The sequence below is a fragment of the Bradyrhizobium tunisiense genome, from assembly GCF_042263385.1.
Lineage (GTDB): Bacteria > Pseudomonadota > Alphaproteobacteria > Rhizobiales > Xanthobacteraceae > Bradyrhizobium > Bradyrhizobium tunisiense.
Genome location: NZ_JBHLEV010000004.1, coordinates 499,629 through 516,002, shown reverse-complemented (window position 1 = coordinate 516,002; position 16,374 = coordinate 499,629). Strand labels below are relative to the sequence as shown.

At 64.3% G+C, this 16,374-nt stretch carries 13 protein-coding genes; 5 read left to right on the top strand and 8 right to left on the bottom strand.

Translation table 11 applies throughout. From position 1 onward, the window contains the following. Positions 1 to 33: 33 nt before the first annotated feature. Positions 34 to 1,425: an aminobacteriohopanetriol synthase HpnO gene (hpnO, locus tag ACFDR6_RS21170; protein WP_375859378.1), complete on the bottom strand. Its 1,392-nt coding sequence runs from the start codon at positions 1,423 to 1,425 to the stop codon at positions 34 to 36. Between the two features lie 141 nt (positions 1,426 to 1,566). Here hpnO and ACFDR6_RS21165 point away from each other — a divergent pair, with 141 nt between their 5' ends. Next, the gene (locus tag ACFDR6_RS21165; protein WP_375859377.1) at positions 1,567 to 2,193 is read left to right on the top strand and encodes a DUF2147 domain-containing protein; all 627 of its coding nucleotides are present in this window, start codon (positions 1,567 to 1,569) and stop codon (positions 2,191 to 2,193) included. Here the strand turns inward: ACFDR6_RS21165 and hpnN are convergent. Continuing rightward, a complete protein-coding gene (hpnN, locus tag ACFDR6_RS21160) occupies positions 2,161 to 4,749 on the bottom strand; it encodes a hopanoid transporter HpnN (RefSeq protein WP_375859376.1) in 2,589 nt (862 codons plus the stop codon). The two genes, ACFDR6_RS21165 and hpnN, sit on opposite strands and share 33 nt — an antisense overlap. Before the next feature lie 462 nt (positions 4,750 to 5,211). Between hpnN and ispH the strand changes: the two genes are divergently transcribed. Together ispH and hpnH are read left to right on the top strand one after the other, a co-directional pair. Next, on the top strand, positions 5,212 to 6,138 hold the full coding sequence (gene ispH, locus ACFDR6_RS21155; RefSeq protein WP_375847657.1) for a 4-hydroxy-3-methylbut-2-enyl diphosphate reductase: 927 nt from the start codon (positions 5,212 to 5,214) through the stop codon (positions 6,136 to 6,138). Positions 6,139 to 6,174: 36 nt separating this feature from the next. Further along, positions 6,175 to 7,335 (top strand): adenosyl-hopene transferase HpnH, encoded by a 1,161-nt coding sequence (hpnH, locus tag ACFDR6_RS21150; RefSeq protein ID WP_212081259.1) that lies wholly within the window; start codon positions 6,175 to 6,177, stop codon positions 7,333 to 7,335. Positions 7,336 to 8,321: 986 nt separating this feature from the next. Here hpnH and ACFDR6_RS21145 read toward each other — a convergent pair. The 6 genes from ACFDR6_RS21145 to ACFDR6_RS21120 form a co-directional block, all read right to left on the bottom strand. Beyond that, positions 8,322 to 9,134, bottom strand: coding sequence for a phosphorylase (locus ACFDR6_RS21145; protein WP_349643029.1), 813 nt, complete (start codon positions 9,132 to 9,134; stop codon positions 8,322 to 8,324). Then, complete coding sequence (gene shc, locus ACFDR6_RS21140; protein WP_317240408.1) at positions 9,068 to 11,020, bottom strand: squalene--hopene cyclase; 1,953 nt, start codon at positions 11,018 to 11,020, stop codon at positions 9,068 to 9,070. The genes ACFDR6_RS21145 and shc overlap by 67 nt, the downstream gene beginning before the upstream one ends. Positions 11,021 to 11,085: 65 nt before the next feature. Beyond that, positions 11,086 to 12,342: a hydroxysqualene dehydroxylase HpnE gene (hpnE, locus tag ACFDR6_RS21135; RefSeq protein ID WP_375859375.1), complete on the bottom strand. Its 1,257-nt coding sequence runs from the start codon at positions 12,340 to 12,342 to the stop codon at positions 11,086 to 11,088. Further along, complete coding sequence (gene hpnD / locus ACFDR6_RS21130; protein ID WP_375859374.1) at positions 12,342 to 13,181, bottom strand: presqualene diphosphate synthase HpnD; 840 nt, start codon at positions 13,179 to 13,181, stop codon at positions 12,342 to 12,344. The genes hpnE and hpnD overlap by 1 nt, the downstream gene beginning before the upstream one ends. After that, on the bottom strand, positions 13,171 to 14,055 hold the full coding sequence (hpnC, locus tag ACFDR6_RS21125) for a squalene synthase HpnC (RefSeq protein ID WP_375859373.1): 885 nt from the start codon (positions 14,053 to 14,055) through the stop codon (positions 13,171 to 13,173). Before hpnC ends, hpnD begins: the two co-directional genes overlap by 11 nt. 188 nt (positions 14,056 to 14,243) lie before the next feature. Next, complete coding sequence (locus ACFDR6_RS21120; RefSeq protein ID WP_212081253.1) at positions 14,244 to 14,477, bottom strand: hypothetical protein; 234 nt, start codon at positions 14,475 to 14,477, stop codon at positions 14,244 to 14,246. 458 nt (positions 14,478 to 14,935) lie between these two features. On the opposite strand from ACFDR6_RS21120, the gene ACFDR6_RS21115 reads away from it, so the two are divergent. Further along, on the top strand, positions 14,936 to 15,433 hold the full coding sequence (locus ACFDR6_RS21115; protein ID WP_212081252.1) for a hypothetical protein: 498 nt from the start codon (positions 14,936 to 14,938) through the stop codon (positions 15,431 to 15,433). A gap of 92 nt (positions 15,434 to 15,525) precedes the next feature. Next, on the top strand, positions 15,526 to 16,359 hold the full coding sequence (locus ACFDR6_RS21110; RefSeq protein ID WP_375859371.1) for a hypothetical protein: 834 nt from the start codon (positions 15,526 to 15,528) through the stop codon (positions 16,357 to 16,359). Positions 16,360 to 16,374: the final 15 nt, after the last annotated feature.

Sequence of the window (16,374 nt, the reverse complement as noted above, 5' to 3'; positions counted from 1 at the left end):
TCGTAATGACGATCGCCGAGATAGATCGGCGAACTACGCCGACCGTCTCACCGCGTTGTCCACCAGGGTCTTGCCGAGCGACCAGATCGCGCCGGGGACCTTGTGGCTGCCGGCAATAACGTCGTCGAAGGCGCGCTCGATCCAACCGCAGTCTTCCTCGGTGATGGTGAGCGGCGGCAGCAGCTTGATGGTGTGGCTGCCGTGGCCGGCGACCTGGGTCAGGATCTTGTGATCCTTGAACAGCGGCACGGTGATGAGCTGGCAGAACAGGCCCTTGTTGGCCGCCTCCAGCACATTCCAGGAGGCGCGCAGCCGCAGCGACTTCGGCGGGCCGAACTCGACGCCGATCATCAGGCCCTTGCCGCGCACTTCCTTCATCAACTCATAGCCGGGCACCATGCGCGTCAGCGCGAGGCGCAGCTCGGCACCGCGCTTGGCGGCGGACTCGATCAGCTTCTCGGACTCCATGACGTCGAGCGTGGCGATGCCCGCGGCCATGGCAAGGTCGTTCTTGGAGAAGGTGGAGCCGTGCACCACCGCGCGGTCCATCTGGTTGAAGATCTTGTCGAAGATGCTCTTGCGCGTCAGCACCGCGCCGACCGGCACGTGGCCGCCCGACAGCGACTTCGACAGCAGCACCATGTCGGGCTCGACGTTCCAGTGCTCGACCGCGAGGAAGCGGCCGGTGCGGCCCATGCCGGTCTGGATCTCGTCGGCGACGAACAGCGTGCCGTATTTCTTGCAGAGCGCGGCCGCGCCCGGCAGGAACTCGTCGGTGGGCATGTTGACGCCCTTGCCCTGGATCGGCTCGACGACGAACGCCGCGACCTCGCGCGAGGCCAGCGCCTTTTCGAGCGCTGCCAGATCGTTGAACGGGACCGGGGTGCAGCCCGGCAGCAGCGGCTCGAAGCCGGTGCGGAAGTTCGAATCGCCCGTGAGCGACAGCGCGCCATAGGTCAGGCCGTGATAGCCATGGGCGCAATAGACGATGCCGGGACGCCCCGTCGCGCCGCGCGCGAACTTGATCGCGGCTTCGACGCATTCGGCGCCGGAATTGGCGAAGAACGCCTTGTCGAGATAGGGAACGTATTTCAGAAGGCGTTCGGCGAGCACGCCGGCGAGCACCGAAACGTCGAACTGGACGAGATTGGGCAGATCGGCGTCGAGCACGCTCTTGAGCGCCTCGCGCATGACAGGATGATTGCGCCCGATCGCAAACACACCAAAGCCGGACAACAGGTCGAGATAGCGCGCGCCCTCTCGGTCGAAGAGATACTGCCCCTGCCCCTTCTGAAAGCCGACATCGTAGCCGATGGTCTTGAGGACCCGAACGAACTGCTCGTTCAGATACCGATTATGCAGGGCGCTGCGCTGGGCCTGACGGTCCGCGAAGAGCTCAGACATGTCTGGATTTGGACTGTGCATCCGCTACATACTTCGATTGAGGGCCGTTTCGTCAACTGAAAACGGACCGTTACTGAAAACGGTTTGTGCGGCCTTTTGCCCTTTTTCGGACCATCTTCGCAAGCACAGCTTTAGACCATGTTGCACTGCCGAGGAACACTCATGCGTTTGGCCCTTTACACCGGAATAATACTGGCTGGTGGTTACACCTGCCTGACCCCCGCGCTCGCCGCCGATCCCACCGGCGATTGGCGGGTTGCCGACGGCGTCGCCAACATTCGTGTCGCCCAATGCAATGGCAGCATGTGGGGCGCGGTTTCCTGGGAAAAACAGCCCGGCGGCCGCGACGAGAACAACCCGGATGCCTCGAAAAAGACCAGGCCGACGCTGGGCATGGCGACGCTGATCGACATGAAGAAGAAGCCCGCCGCCGATCAATGGGAAGGACAAGTCTACAACGCCAAGGACGGCCAGCTGTACAGCGCGACCATCACGCCTGTCGGCAGCGACCAGCTCGAGATCAAAGGTTGCGTGATGGGCTTCCTCTGCGGTGGCGAAACCTGGACCCGGGTCGGCCCGCCGATCCCCCCGAGCCCAGCCAACGCAATGGCCAAGGGCGCACCGAAGTCCGCCGGCGCGGCGCCGAAGCCCACCGGAGCCACGGCAGCAGCCGCGCCTGCACCTGCAGTTCCGAAGTCCGCCGGCGCAGCCAAGCCCGGTCAGAAGGGCGCCGCCGATCCGGTCGGCGACATCTGCCTACTCCCTGAGATTGCGGGGTTTGCCCATTAGGGCCGGCTGGAACAGCAGCACGGCCGCGAGCGTCGTCACCAGCGAGAGAGCGAGCAGCTTGCCCATGCTGGACGTGCCGGGATGGCTCGACAGCCACAGGCTACCGAACGCGGTCGCCGTCGTCAGCGCGCTGAAGAAGATCGCGCGTGTCAGGCTGGTCTGAAGCAGATTCGTTCTGCCGGAGCGCCAGGCCACGACATAATAGATCTTGAAGGCGACGCCGACGCCGAGCAGCAGCGGGAATGCGACGATGTTGGCGAAGTTGAGCGGCAGACCGATCAGCACGCAGATCTCTAGCGTCACGGCACCGGCAACCAGGAGCGGCACCAGCGTCATCAGCACGTCGACGAACCGGCGCAGCGTGATCCACAGCAAGAGGCCGATCACCACCAGCGCGTAGATGCCGGCATGGATGAACGCCCTTACCACGGTATCGCCGGATTTCAGGATCGAGACCGGCCCGCCGATGGCGGTCGGCTCGGCAGCGAGTACCGCCGCCGCAAATTTGCGCAGCGTGTCGTTGTCGTTGGGATCGCCCTTGGGCAGCGCCTCGACCCGGATGATGCCGTCCTTGCTCTTCCAGGCGCTGACGAGTTCGGGCGGCAGTGACTTCAGCGTGACGGGCTCGGCCTGCATCGCGCTTCTGAGCTGGTCGAACACGATCTTCATCGGCGTGACGAACACGTCCTGCGCCTTGTTGCGCGTGGCCTCGTCGCCATTGGCGAGCTTTTCGAGTGCGTCCGCCAGACGGCGCGAGGCAACCGCACCGGGGCCCTTCGCCTCGCCCGCGGTCCGGCGCAGATTGTCGACCGAGGACTTCAGCGCCTCGACGTTTTCCCGATCCGAGGGCGCCGCGTCGATCTGCTCGGGATTGAGCGCGGGGTTCAGCACCCCGGCTCCCTGCGCGAGCAGCTTCAGCTTCGGCGGCTGGTCCTGCGGCACGAAGCTGTTGAGCGACATCACCCTGAGCACCTCAGGCACCTTCTCGAGCTTCGCCTCGACCGCCCTCGCCTGCTCTTCCGAATTGGCCATCACGTTGATGGCATTGGCGCCGGTGTTGGGGTCCTTGCGCAAATCGAGGAAGGTCGCGATCGATTCAGCGTGCGGATTGCGCAGATTCATCGGGTTGAAGTCGAACTTCATGAAGTAGAGCAGCGGCAGGCCTGCGAGCGCGAGCAGCAGCGTGCCGCCCACGACGAGCACGCGGTGCTTCTCCAGGAAGTGATCGAGCGGTGCCAGGAAGGCATAACCGACCGGCTCCTTCTCGCCGGGCGGGTTCAGCAGCTTCAGCATGGCCGGCAGAATGGTGATCGACGAGATGAACGCCACCAGCATGCCGACGCCGGCGATCTGGCCGAGCTCGGCGATGCCCTGATAATCGGTCGGCATGAAGCAGAGGAAGCCGGCGGCCGTCGCCATCGCCGCGAGCGACAGCGGCACCGCCGAGCGCTTGGCCGCCAGCACCAGCGCGCCCGGGAGATCGTTGTGCTTGAAGCGCTCCGAGCGATAGCGGACGCTGTACTGGATGCCGAAATCGACGCCGAGGCCGACGAACAGCACCGCGAACGCGATCGACAACAGATTGAACGACCCGACCATCATCAGGCCGGCCGCGGTCGTGATCGCAAGGCCCACGAAGAGATTGACGAAGACCGCGAAGATGATTTTCGCCGAATGCAGCGCGAGCCACAGGATGACCAGCACGACGAGAACCGTGCCGACGCCGTTGACTACGGCGCCTTCCTGAACGGTGGCGTATTCCTCGTTGGCGATCGGAATCGGGCCGGTCAGCCGAACGCGGGCCTGGTACTTGGTCGAAAAATCGAGATCCGCGGCGGCCTTGCGGATCGCGTCGGTGGCGTCCTTGCCGGGCTCCAACGCATTGTAGTCGAGGATCGGCTTGAACTCGATGAAAGCACGCTTGTCGGAATCCTTCAGCGGCTCGTCGCTGACGAGCTCGCGCCAAGAGAAGCTGGCATTTCCCTTGTTGAGCACGGTCTCGACGGTCTGTGCGATCAGGTTGAAGGGCCGCTCGGTGTTGTCGAGCTTGACCTGGCCGCGCTTGACCCCCGCAAGTCCGGTCTCCAGCGCTCCGGTCAGGCCGCGGATCGAGGGATCTCCGGCCATGATCTCGATCAGGGGCGCGGCGGATTCGAACTGGCCGGTGATCTTGCCGACCTCTTCGGTCGGCAGAAACAACAAGCCGTTCTTCTCGAAGAACTCGCCGCCGCCGAGCTGCTGCATCGACTGGAAGTTGGTCTTGTCGCCCTTCAGCCTGGCATAGAGCGCGTCTGCCGCAGCGCTCGCCATCTCCGGCGTGCGGGCTTCGACTACAGCGAGGATTAATTCGTTTTGATCGAACGCCTTGTCGAATTGCTGGTCACGCTTGCGCCAGTCCAGATTCTTGGCAATCAGCGAGTTGATGTCGGTGTTGATGGCGAAGTGCTGGGACGCGTAATAGCCCGCGGCTACTGCCAGCAGGAGCCCGAGAACGACGACGAGGGAGGCAAACCGGGTGCAGGCCCTGACAATGGCGACGACGACGCTTTGCAGCACTTCTTTTCTTTCTGCGGTTAACAGCTTGCCGGAAACGCCCGCTGTTTATCGGAGTTCCCGGGCGAAACCTATTGCTGTTTTGGGCGGTTCTCGTCGCACTGAGTTTGAGGGTAAACGGCGGGAGACCGGGCAAAATCGTGTGGGGCGTCGGTATAACCGGGGAGTTGAGGCGGGAAAGTGACGAAGCACTGGGCACAGACATTGCCCATCTTGCAAGCAACAACGACCCTACTATATTACCTCTAACGTGATCAGCCGGGGCTCTGAGGTTTCATTCGACCTTTCCTTATTGCCGATTTTTTGACACAAAGACTTGCGCCTCCATGCGCCGAGCCTTGACGAGGGTGGGTGGCTACCGCGCGCGCGAACCAATGGTGCGGATATTGCAACTCATTGGTCAGGATCGGGGTGCCGTAGGGGACTTACGAAGCGGATTGGTGCAACTTGCGTGATGGGCGTCCAATGGAAGTTTATCTGGCGCAACCGCGCGGCTTTTGCGCGGGCGTGGTGCGTGCAATCGAGATCGTGGAACGGGCGCTGGAGAAGTACGGCCCGCCCGTCTACGTGCGCCACGAGATCGTGCACAACAAATACGTGGTCGAGAGCCTCAAGAACAAAGGAGCAATCTTCGTCGAGGAGCTGTCCGAGGTTCCGCCGAAGGCGGTGACCGTCTTCAGCGCCCATGGCGTTGCCCGCAGCGTCGAGGAAGAGGCCGCCGCGCGCGACCTTCCGGTGCTCAACGCCACCTGCCCCCTGGTCACGAAAGTTCACAATCAGGGGAAGCGCTACACCAGCAAGGGCCGCACGCTGATCCTGATCGGCCATGCCGGGCACCCCGAGGTCGAAGGCACGATGGGTCAGGTTCCCGGTCCCGTGCTGCTTGTCCAAAGCGTTCAAGAGGTTAAGGCCTTGAGCCTGCCCGCAGATACGCCAGTGGCCTACATCACCCAGACCACCCTGTCGGTCGATGACACCAGGGACATCATCGCGGCCCTGCAAGCCCGCTTTACAGACATTCAAGGCCCGGATATCCGGGATATCTGCTATGCGACACAGAACCGCCAATCTGCGGTAAGGGACTTGAGCAAGCTGGTCGACGTGATCTTGGTGGTGGGCGCTGCCAACAGCTCGAACTCGAACCGGCTTCGCGAAATCGGCACCGAGGCCGGCGTCGCGAGTTATCTGATTGCCGACGGCAGCGCGCTCAATCCGGAGTGGTTGAAAAATGCCAGGACCGTCGGCATCACGGCCGGCGCTTCGGCGCCTGAGGTACTCGTGGATGACGTGATCGAAGCGATGCGGCGGATCGGACCGGTCAAGGTCCAGGTGCTGCCGGGCCGCGAGGAAAACATCGAATTCCGGCTTCCGGCCCAACTGGCTGCGAGCTGACCCACCCGAATTGAAAAGCCCAGAAAGAAACTTGTAATGGCCATCCCCTTCTTCAAGGAAATGCGTATCGGCGGCTATTTGCTCAAGCAGAAACTGCTTGGCCGCAAACGCTATCCGCTCGTGCTGATGCTGGAGCCGCTGTTTCGCTGCAACCTCGCCTGCGTCGGCTGCGGCAAGATCGATTACCCGGACGCGATCCTCAACCGCCGCATGACCGCACAGGAGTGCTGGGACGCGGCCGACGAGTGCGGCGCCCCGATGGTCGCCATTCCCGGCGGCGAACCGCTGATCCACAAGGAGATCGGCGAGATCGTGCGCGGCCTCGTCGCGCGCAAGAAGTTCGTCTCGCTCTGCACCAACGCGCTGCTGCTCGAGAAGAAGCTCGATCTGTTCGAGCCCTCCCCGTATTTGTTCTTCTCCGTGCATCTCGACGGCCTGAAGGACCATCACGACAAGGCCGTCTCGCAGAAGGGCGTGTTCGACCGCGCCGTCTCCGCCATCAAGGCGGCCAAGGCGCGCGGCTTCACCGTCAACGTCAACGCGACCATCTTCGACGGCCACCCGGCCGAGGAGATCGCGAAGTTCCTCGACCTCACCGTCGAGCTCGGCGTCGGCGTCTCGATGTCGCCGGGCTACGCCTATGAGCGCGCGCCGGACCAGGAGCACTTCCTCAACCGCACCAAGACCAAGAAGCTGTTCCGCGACGTCTTCGCGATGGGCAAGGGCAAGAAGTGGAACTTCATGCATTCCGGCCTGTTCCTGGACTTCCTCGCCGGCAACCAGGAATACGAATGCACGCCGTGGGGCATGCCCGCGCGCAATATCTTCGGCTGGCAGAAGCCCTGCTACCTGCTCGGTGAAGGCTACGCGAAAACCTTCAAGGAGCTGATGGAGACCACCGACTGGGAGACCTACGGCACCGGCAAGTACGAGAAGTGCGCCGACTGTATGGCCCATTGCGGCTACGAGCCGACCGCGGCGACCGCAGCCCTCAACAACCCGCTGAAGGCGATGTGGGTGTCGCTGCGCGGCATCAGGACCACGGGTCCGATGGCGCCGGAGATCGACATGAGCAAGCAGCGCCCGGCGCAGTACATCTTCTCGGCGGAAGTGCAGAAGCGCCTGTCGGAGATCCGCAAGGACGAAGCCGCCGCCGCGCAGGCGAAGGCCGCGCAGAAGGCTTCGACTGCCGCGTAAGCGGACGCGACGCGTCACAAACAAAAAGCCCGGTCGCCAGCGCGACCGGGCTTTTTTGATTGGGGATTGAGCCACGCTATCCGCTCCGTCGTCATTGCGAGCGCAGCGAAGCAATCCAGAATCGTTCCGCGGAGACATTCTGGATTGCTTCGCTGCGCTCGCAATGACGGAGTGTACGGCACCAGCTTGCTCTTACCATGCGCTCTCTTCCCCGCTGACACGCCTGCGCGTTCTCGCGGCTTCTTTCGCCCGAGTTTTGCTGTTCGTTTCGCCCTCGAAAGACCAGAGGACGCAGGGAAGGCCGGGCGCCGCCGGCACCCGCAATCCGTGCGCGACAGGAATGCACACGGGGTGGATCACAGGTGATGCCGGTCGCCCGGCCTTCCCTGCGCGGATGGTTTTAACGGTGTCCTTCGTGCTCTCCTCGGGGAGCGTTGCACTATTGCCCCCGTCGCCTCGCCGCTGTTCGATGTGCGCACCCGGTCGGGCCGCCGCATCACCGCAAAGCTTGACGCCAGAACCCCGGGCGTCAGGACCACACGACTTCTCCGTCCGCGGACGGTTCGACCTGATCGCCGGGAGCTCGCGTGTGCTCACCTCCGACGACGACCGAAACCGCTGTGACCGCGCCGTGTCGTATCGCGATGCGCATGACTCAACGGTCGCCCGTCCCTGTCACCGCCTTCGCGCCGGCGCTACCGCGTCCACCGCACCCCGGCCCGCATCTCGTGACGATCGCGAAGCGCCCCTCTGGCAGGGCCGAGATGAACGCTCTATGCCACAAATCCGAATTTCGGGAAAGTGGAATATTTTTGCAGGGAGGGATTGACGGGTTTTGGGGTGTTTTGCCCGACGCTTCGTCCCTCCCCACAGGTCGACGTCGCACAAACCCAAGGACCACATCGCATTGATGGCCCAATCTCGCAGGCCAAAAGAAAAGGCCCGGTCAGAGACCGGGCCTTTTCTTTGTCGCTTGAAGACGCCGCTCAGGCGGCCTTCGACACCAGCGGTTCGCTCTCGACCAACTCAGTGCCGATCAGGTAATCCCGGCAGCCGCGAAGCGAGCGCAGCGCGCGGTTGAAGTCGAGGCCGGTCGAGACCAGCGCATGCAGCGTCGCCGGATTGCGCACGATGCCGCGCAGCACGGCGGCGAGGTCGATCTGGCCGTTTGGCTTGATGGCGGCACGGGCGAGCGCCGGCAGCGCGCGATGGGCGGGATCGCTGATGACGCGGACCGCGGCGAACGGCAATCCGGCTTCGGCGGCGTAGGCGGCGGCGATGTGGCTTTCCATGTCGACGGCGGCGGCGCCCGTCTCGGAATGCAGCGCCGCCTTGCAGGCGCGCTTGGTGACCACTTCCTCGGCGCCGGCGAGGCTGCCGCGCACCACGCGGCGGCGGCCCGAGGTCAGGCGTTCGATCAGATCGTCGCCGAGCGAGAGGCCGGCGGCCCAGCGGGTGTCGCCGGACAGCACTTCGGTCGCCAGCACGACATCGCCGGAGCGCAGCGTCGGGTCGAGCCCCCCGGCCACACCGAAGGAGATCACGCCGCGAATCGTGTCAGGATCCACCACCGTCAGAAGCGCCCGCAACTGGGTCGGGCTGCTCGATGAACAGATGACCGCCATTCCAGGCCCGGCCGCGATTCGGGCCTCCTGAACCAATCCGGTCACGATCAGTATTGGCCGCGGGTCGATGGTCGTACCCACGGTAAAACAGTCCCCCGTCCCCAAAGTCACATTCCGACCCCTACCACCCTGCTGTTGGTGTTCCGCAAGTTCCGATACCGCGCCAACGCCCACAGCGGAAAGAACTTTGGGTAACCATGATACCGTAGATAGAACACGCGGGGGAAGCCTGTGGCGGTGTACCGCTGCTCATCCCACAGTCCTTTTTCGTTCTGTGTTGCAATCAGGTACTCCACCCCGCGGGCGACGGCCGGGTGATCAACCTCGCCTGCCGCCATGAGGGCAAGCAAGGCCCATGCCGTTTGCGAGGCGGTCGAGGGCGCAGCTTCCCATCCCCGGTAGTCCAGGCGGTAGCTGACGGCATCCTCGCCCCAGCCGCCGTCCTCGTTCTGGATCGAGGCCAGCCAGTCGGCGGCCTTCCGAATCATGGGATCGTCATGGCGGACGCCGGCCATGTTCAGGGCGCAGAGCACCGACCACGTTCCATAGATGAAATTCATGCCCCAGCGGCCGTACCAGGACCCCTCCGGGTGCTGGGTCTTCCGCAAGTAGGCGACCCCGTCGGCCACATGCTTGCTGGTCGCCTCGGTCTCGCCGAGCTGGGCCAGCATCGAGATGCAGCGCGCGGTGACGTCCTCGGTCGGCGGGTCGAGCAGCGCGCCATGGTCCGAGAACGGGATGTTGTTCAGGTAATATTCGAGGTTGTTGACGTCGAAGGCAGCCCAGCCGCCGTCGTCGCTCTGCATGCCCTCGATCCATTCCCGGCCGCGGGCGATCGCGGCATCGTAGCCGGTGGCGCCGTGCTCCCGGCGCATGCGGTCCATCGACATCACGACCACGGCGGTGTCGTCGAGGTCGGGGTAATGCGCATTGTTGTACTGGAAGGCCCAGCCGCCCGGACGCACGTCGGGCCGCTTCACCGCCCAGTCGCCCTTCACCTCGAGCTCCTGCCTCGGGATCAACCAGTCGAGGCCCTGCTTGGCCGCCGGCACCGCCTTGTCACCGCCGGCTTCCAGCAGCGCATGCGCGGTCAGCGTCGTGTCCCACACCGGCGAGACGCAGGGCTGGCAATAGGCCTCCTCGCCGTTGATGACGAGCAGCTTGTCGATGCCGCGGCGCGTCGTTGCCCGCGGCGGATAATTCTCGTCCTTGCCGAGCGCGTCGTACATCATGACGATGTTGGCCATGGGCGGATAGATCGCGCCCATGCCGTCCTCGCCGTTGAGCCGTTCCTCGGTGAAGGCGAGCGCCGCATCGATCGCGCGCTTGCGCAGGCTCCTGGGAAACATCGGCTCGATCACGCGCAAAATGCCATCGAGCGCGCGGAACAGCACGAACCAGGCCATGCTCTGGTGCGGCGCCTTGGCGGTCATGCCGATCGAACGCGGATCCTGCAGGAACAGCTCGTCGATGCCGACGCCCTTCGGATTCTTCGCGCGCGGCTTCAGCGCCGCGAGCACCATCAACGGCACCATGGTGGTGCGCGCCCAATAGGAGATCTTGTTGAGGTGGAACGGCGACCAGAACGGCAGCAGCACGATCTCGATCGGCAGCACCGGCACCGCACGCCAGGTCACCACTCCGTACATCGCAAGCAGGAAGCGCGTGAAGACGTTGCTGTGGATCGCGCCGCCGCGGGCATGGATCGCCTCGCGCGCACGCACCATGTGCGGGGCGTCGACGGGATCGCCGATCATCTTCAACGCGAAGTAGGCCTTCACGCTCGCGCTCATGTCGAACTCGCCGTCATGCACCAGCGGCCAGCCGCCATGGGCGCCCTGGATGCGGCGAAGATAATTGGCGATCTTGGCTTCGAGCGCGGCATCGACCGGCTCGGCGAGATAATGGCGCAGCAGGACGTATTCGGCGGGGATCGTGCAGTCGGCCTCGAGCTCGAAGACCCAATGGCCGTCGGATTGCTGAAGGCCAACGACGCCTTGCGTCGCCGATGCAATGCTCGATTCCAAAGCTTCGCGGCTGGTCGCGTTCACGGAATCCATCTCGCTCGATTGCTCCGATAGTCGATTGAATTTGGCCGGGGATTTTTGCCCGTCAGGGCCGCCTTTCAGGATCCTTTGGCGGCGAGAACCAGATCGGCTGCGCGATCACCGGACCGCACCGATCCCTCGATGGTCGCAGGCAATCCCGTAGCAGTCCAATCCCCTGCAAGAAACAGGTTTTTCAGCGCCGTGACCGGCCCCGGGCGCAGGGCATTCTGGGCCGGCGTCGCCGCAAATGTGGCACGGCGCTCGCGCACGATCTGCCACGGAGGCAACTCGCCGGAGACGCCGCCGGCCTTGCAGACGTCGTTCCAGATCGCCTGCGCGAGTTCCTCGCGCGGCATGTCGACCAGACGGTCGCCGTTGCTGATGGTGACGGACAGCCGGTTCGGGAACGCGAACAGCCACTCCACGACGCCGCCGATCACGCCGAGGATCGGCGCCGACCCTGGCGGCGGCGTGATGCGGAAATGCGCATTCACGATGGCGCGGAATTCGGTCGGCGTCTTCAGGCCCGGCAGCAGGCTGGCGGCGGCGCGCGGCGGCACCGCCATCACGACGACGTCACCCTCGCCGAGCTGGATCACATCCTCGCCGCCGAAATTCAGCGCACCGGCCCTGCCGTCACTGGTCGCAAACGAACGCAGCTCATGGCCGAGCTGAACGGTGTGGCCGCGATCAACCAGGAATTTCACGGCCGGCTCGATCAGCACGGCGCTGAGGCCGTCGCGCGCGATCAGGGGACGGCAGGCCTGTCCACCGGCAAGCAGCGTCTCGCGCACGATCGCACCGGCAAGCCCGGCCGAGCCCTCGGGCGGATCGACGTTGAGGGCTGCGAGCAACAGCGGCTGGACCAGGCGCTGATAGAGCACGCCCTCGGTCGGAATCGACTTGCCGACCAGCGTCTCCTCCGACGCCCAGATCAGCGGAGCCAGCTTCAGATAATCGGTGAGCCCCGTATCAGGCACGCGGCGGCTCTCGTCGAGCACCCAGGTCGGCAACCGGCCCGCGCCGAGATCGATCTGCCAGCGCTGCCCGGTCTTGATGTCGACGAAGGGAAACTGCGCGCTCTCGGGGCCGACGAGACCAGCCTCGCTGCCGATCGCTCGCGCATAGGCACGCGCATGGCTGTTGCCCGACAGCAGCAGATGATTGCCGTTGTCGATGGTGAGATTGGTGGCGCCGTCGAAAAAGGAACGGCAGCGGCCGCCGGCCTGCTGCGTCGCCTCGTGCACGGCAACCTTGAATCCGGCATTGGCGAGCCGGACGGCGGCGGAGAGGCCGGAAATTCCAGCACCGATGATGTGAGCTGTGTTTTGCATCAGATGAAAGCGTAGCGGAGCAGGATCAGGATGCGCGTGATCTTCGACACACGCACCGGCTCGCGCGGCGCATTGAAACCGCGCGCAATCAGCAGATCCAGAATGGAATGATAGTATTTCGACATGATCCGCGGCGCGCGCACGGCGCGGCGCTTGTTGCGGTTCATGATCTCGTCCGACTTCTCGAAATGCATCTTCGCGCGCTGCGTCAGCGGCAGGCAGACTTTCGGCAACGCACGCTCGGCGATCACGCGGTTCGGGTCGTCGGAGGTGATGCCGGCATGCAGCAGCGCCTCGCGGGGCAAATAGAGTCGGCCAAGGCCCGCGTCCTCGTCGATGTCGCGCAGGATGTTGGTGAGCTGAAGCGCGCGGCCCAGATGATAGGCAAGCTGGATCCCGTCCTCTTCCGGCAGGCCGAAGACCCGCACCGACAGCCGTCCCACGGCGCTGGCGACGCGATCGCAATAGAGATCCAGCGTCGCCAAGTCGGGCGCGCGGATGTCCTGCGGCACGTCCATTTCCATGCCGTCGACGATCGCCAGGAAATCCTCGCGCTTGAGGCCGAAGGTCTTCACCGGGGCGACGTAGTCCTTCAGCCTCGGCGGCGGATTGCCCTGATAGAGCGCGTCGATGTCGTTGCGCCACTGCTGAAGCGCGGCGAGACGCTCTTTGCGCGGGCCGTCGGAATCGGCGATGTCGTCGACCTGGCGGCAGAAGCTGTAGATCTGGAACATCGCTTCGCGCTGGTCATGCGGCAGGATGCGCATCGCGGCATAGAACGAGCTGCCGGATGCGGTCGAGCCATAATTGGCGCCGGGCGAGGTCGCCTCAAGCGTCATGCGCAGTCCCCGGTCTGGAAATGGCCTTGCGTCCGATCGCGCGACGGCCGACTTCGCCGATCATCCCGGCGAGGCTGAAAGTGAGCAGCTCGAATTTGTTCAGGTGCACGCGCTCGCGCAGGGGATCCCGCACCTTGAGCAGGCGCACGATGCGGTCGGCATAGGCCTGGATCACCGCGACATCGACGCCGAGGCGGATATCCCGGATCTCCGCAGCCAGCGACCTGCCCTCCTCGAGCAGCGCTTCGTTGCGAACGGCGAGCGCCTGCAGGCACGCCAGCATCGCCGGCGGCGACTGCGCGAGGGCGAGCTGCTCGACGGAGGCGCCGTGTGCTGCCAGCGCATCGCGCGGCAGATAGACGCGGTTGAGCTCGCGGAAATCCTTGCCGCAATCCTGCAGGTGGTTGTTGATCTGCAGCCCCGCGCAGAGCGCATCCGATGCGGCCCAGGTCGAGGTGCTCTCGCCGTGGACGTCGAGCATGAAACGGCCGACCGGCATCGCCGAGTAGCGGCAATAGTGAATAACCTCGTCCCAGTTCTCGTAACGGAGCTTGGTCACGTCCATGCGGAACGCGATGAGCACGTCGAGCGCATGGCGCGGCGCCATGCCGCGTTCGGCGAGCGCGCGGCGCAGGGTCACGGCCTCGGCCTGGGTGTCGCCCTTGCCGAGCAGCTCGGCCTCGAGCAGGTCGAGATAGGCCAGCTTCTGGTCAGGCGGCAGTGTCGCGTGGTCGGCGATGTCGTCGGCGGTGCGGACGAAATTGTAGTACGCCAGGATCAGGGCGCGATGACGCGGATGAATGATCCAGGACGCGACGGGAAAATTCTCGTCGCGGTCACCCTTGCCGGATCGCAATTCGCTCGCAGAGGTCATCGAGGGCTGGCTTACAATCGTTTGGATAGAAAGGGCTTCTTCGCTCGCGGGCTCATGCCGGCGATCCGCGGCGGCCCCCATATAGGGGAATACGGCCGCAAAACCAATCCTGTCTCTCGATGGCTGCCGTTTGCGGATTGCACCCGAAAAGCGGCCCTGGGGCCGCTTTCATGGGCCAATGGCCGAGCTTACTGGTTGTGGTTCTTCAGGACCTGGTCGCAGGCCTGCGAGATCTTGGCCCGGTTCTCCTTGAGGCAGGCCAGGATGGTGAAATCGCCCTGGTCGATGACCGGACGGCAGAACTTCTGCACGTCGCGCGTGCAGGCCTTCTGCTCGGACTCGGAGCCGCGCCCTTGCTGGGCCAACGCCGCCGTCGAAACAGATGCCGACAGCAGGGTGAGAGCGACGAGAAGCTTACGCATTGTATTCCTTCATTCTGACAGCAGAATCGCACCGGACCCGGCTGCACAGGGCGGACGACCGGAGCGGATTGTTCTGATGGCAAGTCGCCGCGGGAGGTGCGGCCTCAGAGAAGGCACAAGCACTGGCAAATGCGGCCAAATTGGCGCCACGTCCACCAGATCAGGTCTTCCCCGAGCCCTCATTGGCAAATGTAAGGGGTTGATACTACGTCATAATTCAGGGACACTGCGTTTTACTGCATACCTGTTGCAGAGCTGCATCTCTGCGCCCCATCTTTCCTGCCGGAAACGTGCGGAAACAGGGCAAATCGGCGAATCCGAGCCTGGCGCGGGGCGTCGTGAACCACCATCTCTGGCGGCTCGGCTTTGAACCTGACACTGGCTCGGAGCACTAAACTTTCGATGTGGCGAGACGTTCTCAAGGGTAAGCGGGCGTCGTTCCAAAACGGGATATTGAGATGACATTCTTTGGGCGATCTGGACTGGCCATCAAGGCGGCGGGAATCGGGGCGGCGCTGCTCTTTTCGGTTTCGACGAGCCACGCACAGTCGTCTGGCCCGTTTGCCGGTTTCGACGGCGCGTGGACCGGCACCGGCACGGTGTCGCTGTCCGACGGCTCCACCGAGCGGATTCGCTGCAAGGCAGACTATAAGGTCGCCGGCAGCGGCCTCAACCTGAAGCAGGCTCTGCACTGCGCCTCCGACAGCTACAAGTTCGACCTCACCAGCGACGTGACGAGCCAGGGCGAGCGGATCTCCGGCAATTGGAGCGAATCCAGCCGCAACATCTTCGGCAATCTCCAGGGCACCGCCGGCGGCGGCCAGATCGACGTGTTCGTGGAGGCCAACGGTTTTGCCGCCAACCTCTCGCTGCGCACCAACGGCACCAAGCAGACGGTGCAGATCTCGTCCAAGGGCGAGATCCGCGGCGTCAACATCACCATGACGAAGAGCTGATCCGCTCTTCTCGGCCAGAGAAATACGGCCCCCGGTTCGCGCGAGCCGGGGGCTTTTTGCTGGCATGAACTCACCGGGGCGAACTTGCCGAGATGGATCCGATACGCAGACATCTGCTCACGGCCGCCGGGCTCTTCGTGGCCACCCGGGCCTTCGCCAATGACCAGCAGGGAGCGACCATGCCGCCTTCAGCGGTGAAGCCGCGCCACGTGCTCTGCTTCCTCGGCAAGGACGAAAGACTGCTACAACCGCCGAAGGCGCTGGCCAGGACCATCGCCGATTTCGACTTCGAGATCGACCGCACCCATTCGCAGGCCAGGCCCGACGCGAACATGGCGCGATCGTTCGGGGTGTGCTGGGACCGCGTCTTCCCGAAAGCATGGACCGCCTCGGACGAGGCCGCCGTGGCCAATCACAAATCGGTCCTCTACGTGCTGAGCCCGCCGATGGCTCAACAGAAGACGGCAGCGTATTCGGCCGCCGCACTGCAGATCGTGGACGAGATGTTCGACGCGGGAGCCGTTGCCGCAAAAGGCGAGAGCGCCGGAATTGCCCACGGCGTCGCGCGGTGGCGCGCTCTCATGGATCAGGCGCGCAAGGGCTCGATCACCAGCCAGGGCCTGCGCATGACCCCCGCTGTCACCAAGGCGTGCCGTCTCGCCTTTGCCAAGCGCCCGCTCGCCGGCGATCGTTATTACGAGACCGTCGGTTATCACCTCGTCGGCTTGCCCGAGGTCTATGTCGCGACATCGCGCGGCAGCGATCGCGACGCGGTCAAGCTGATGGACGAGATCGCCGACGCCATGAACGAGCATGGCATCGAGACCACGCTACGCGACCGCAAGCTCACACTGTCGCGGGAACAGGACTACGCCGAGGGCGATTTCAAGTTCAATCCCTACGGGATCGTTCGGATCGACGCGTGAGCGGGACAACAGCGA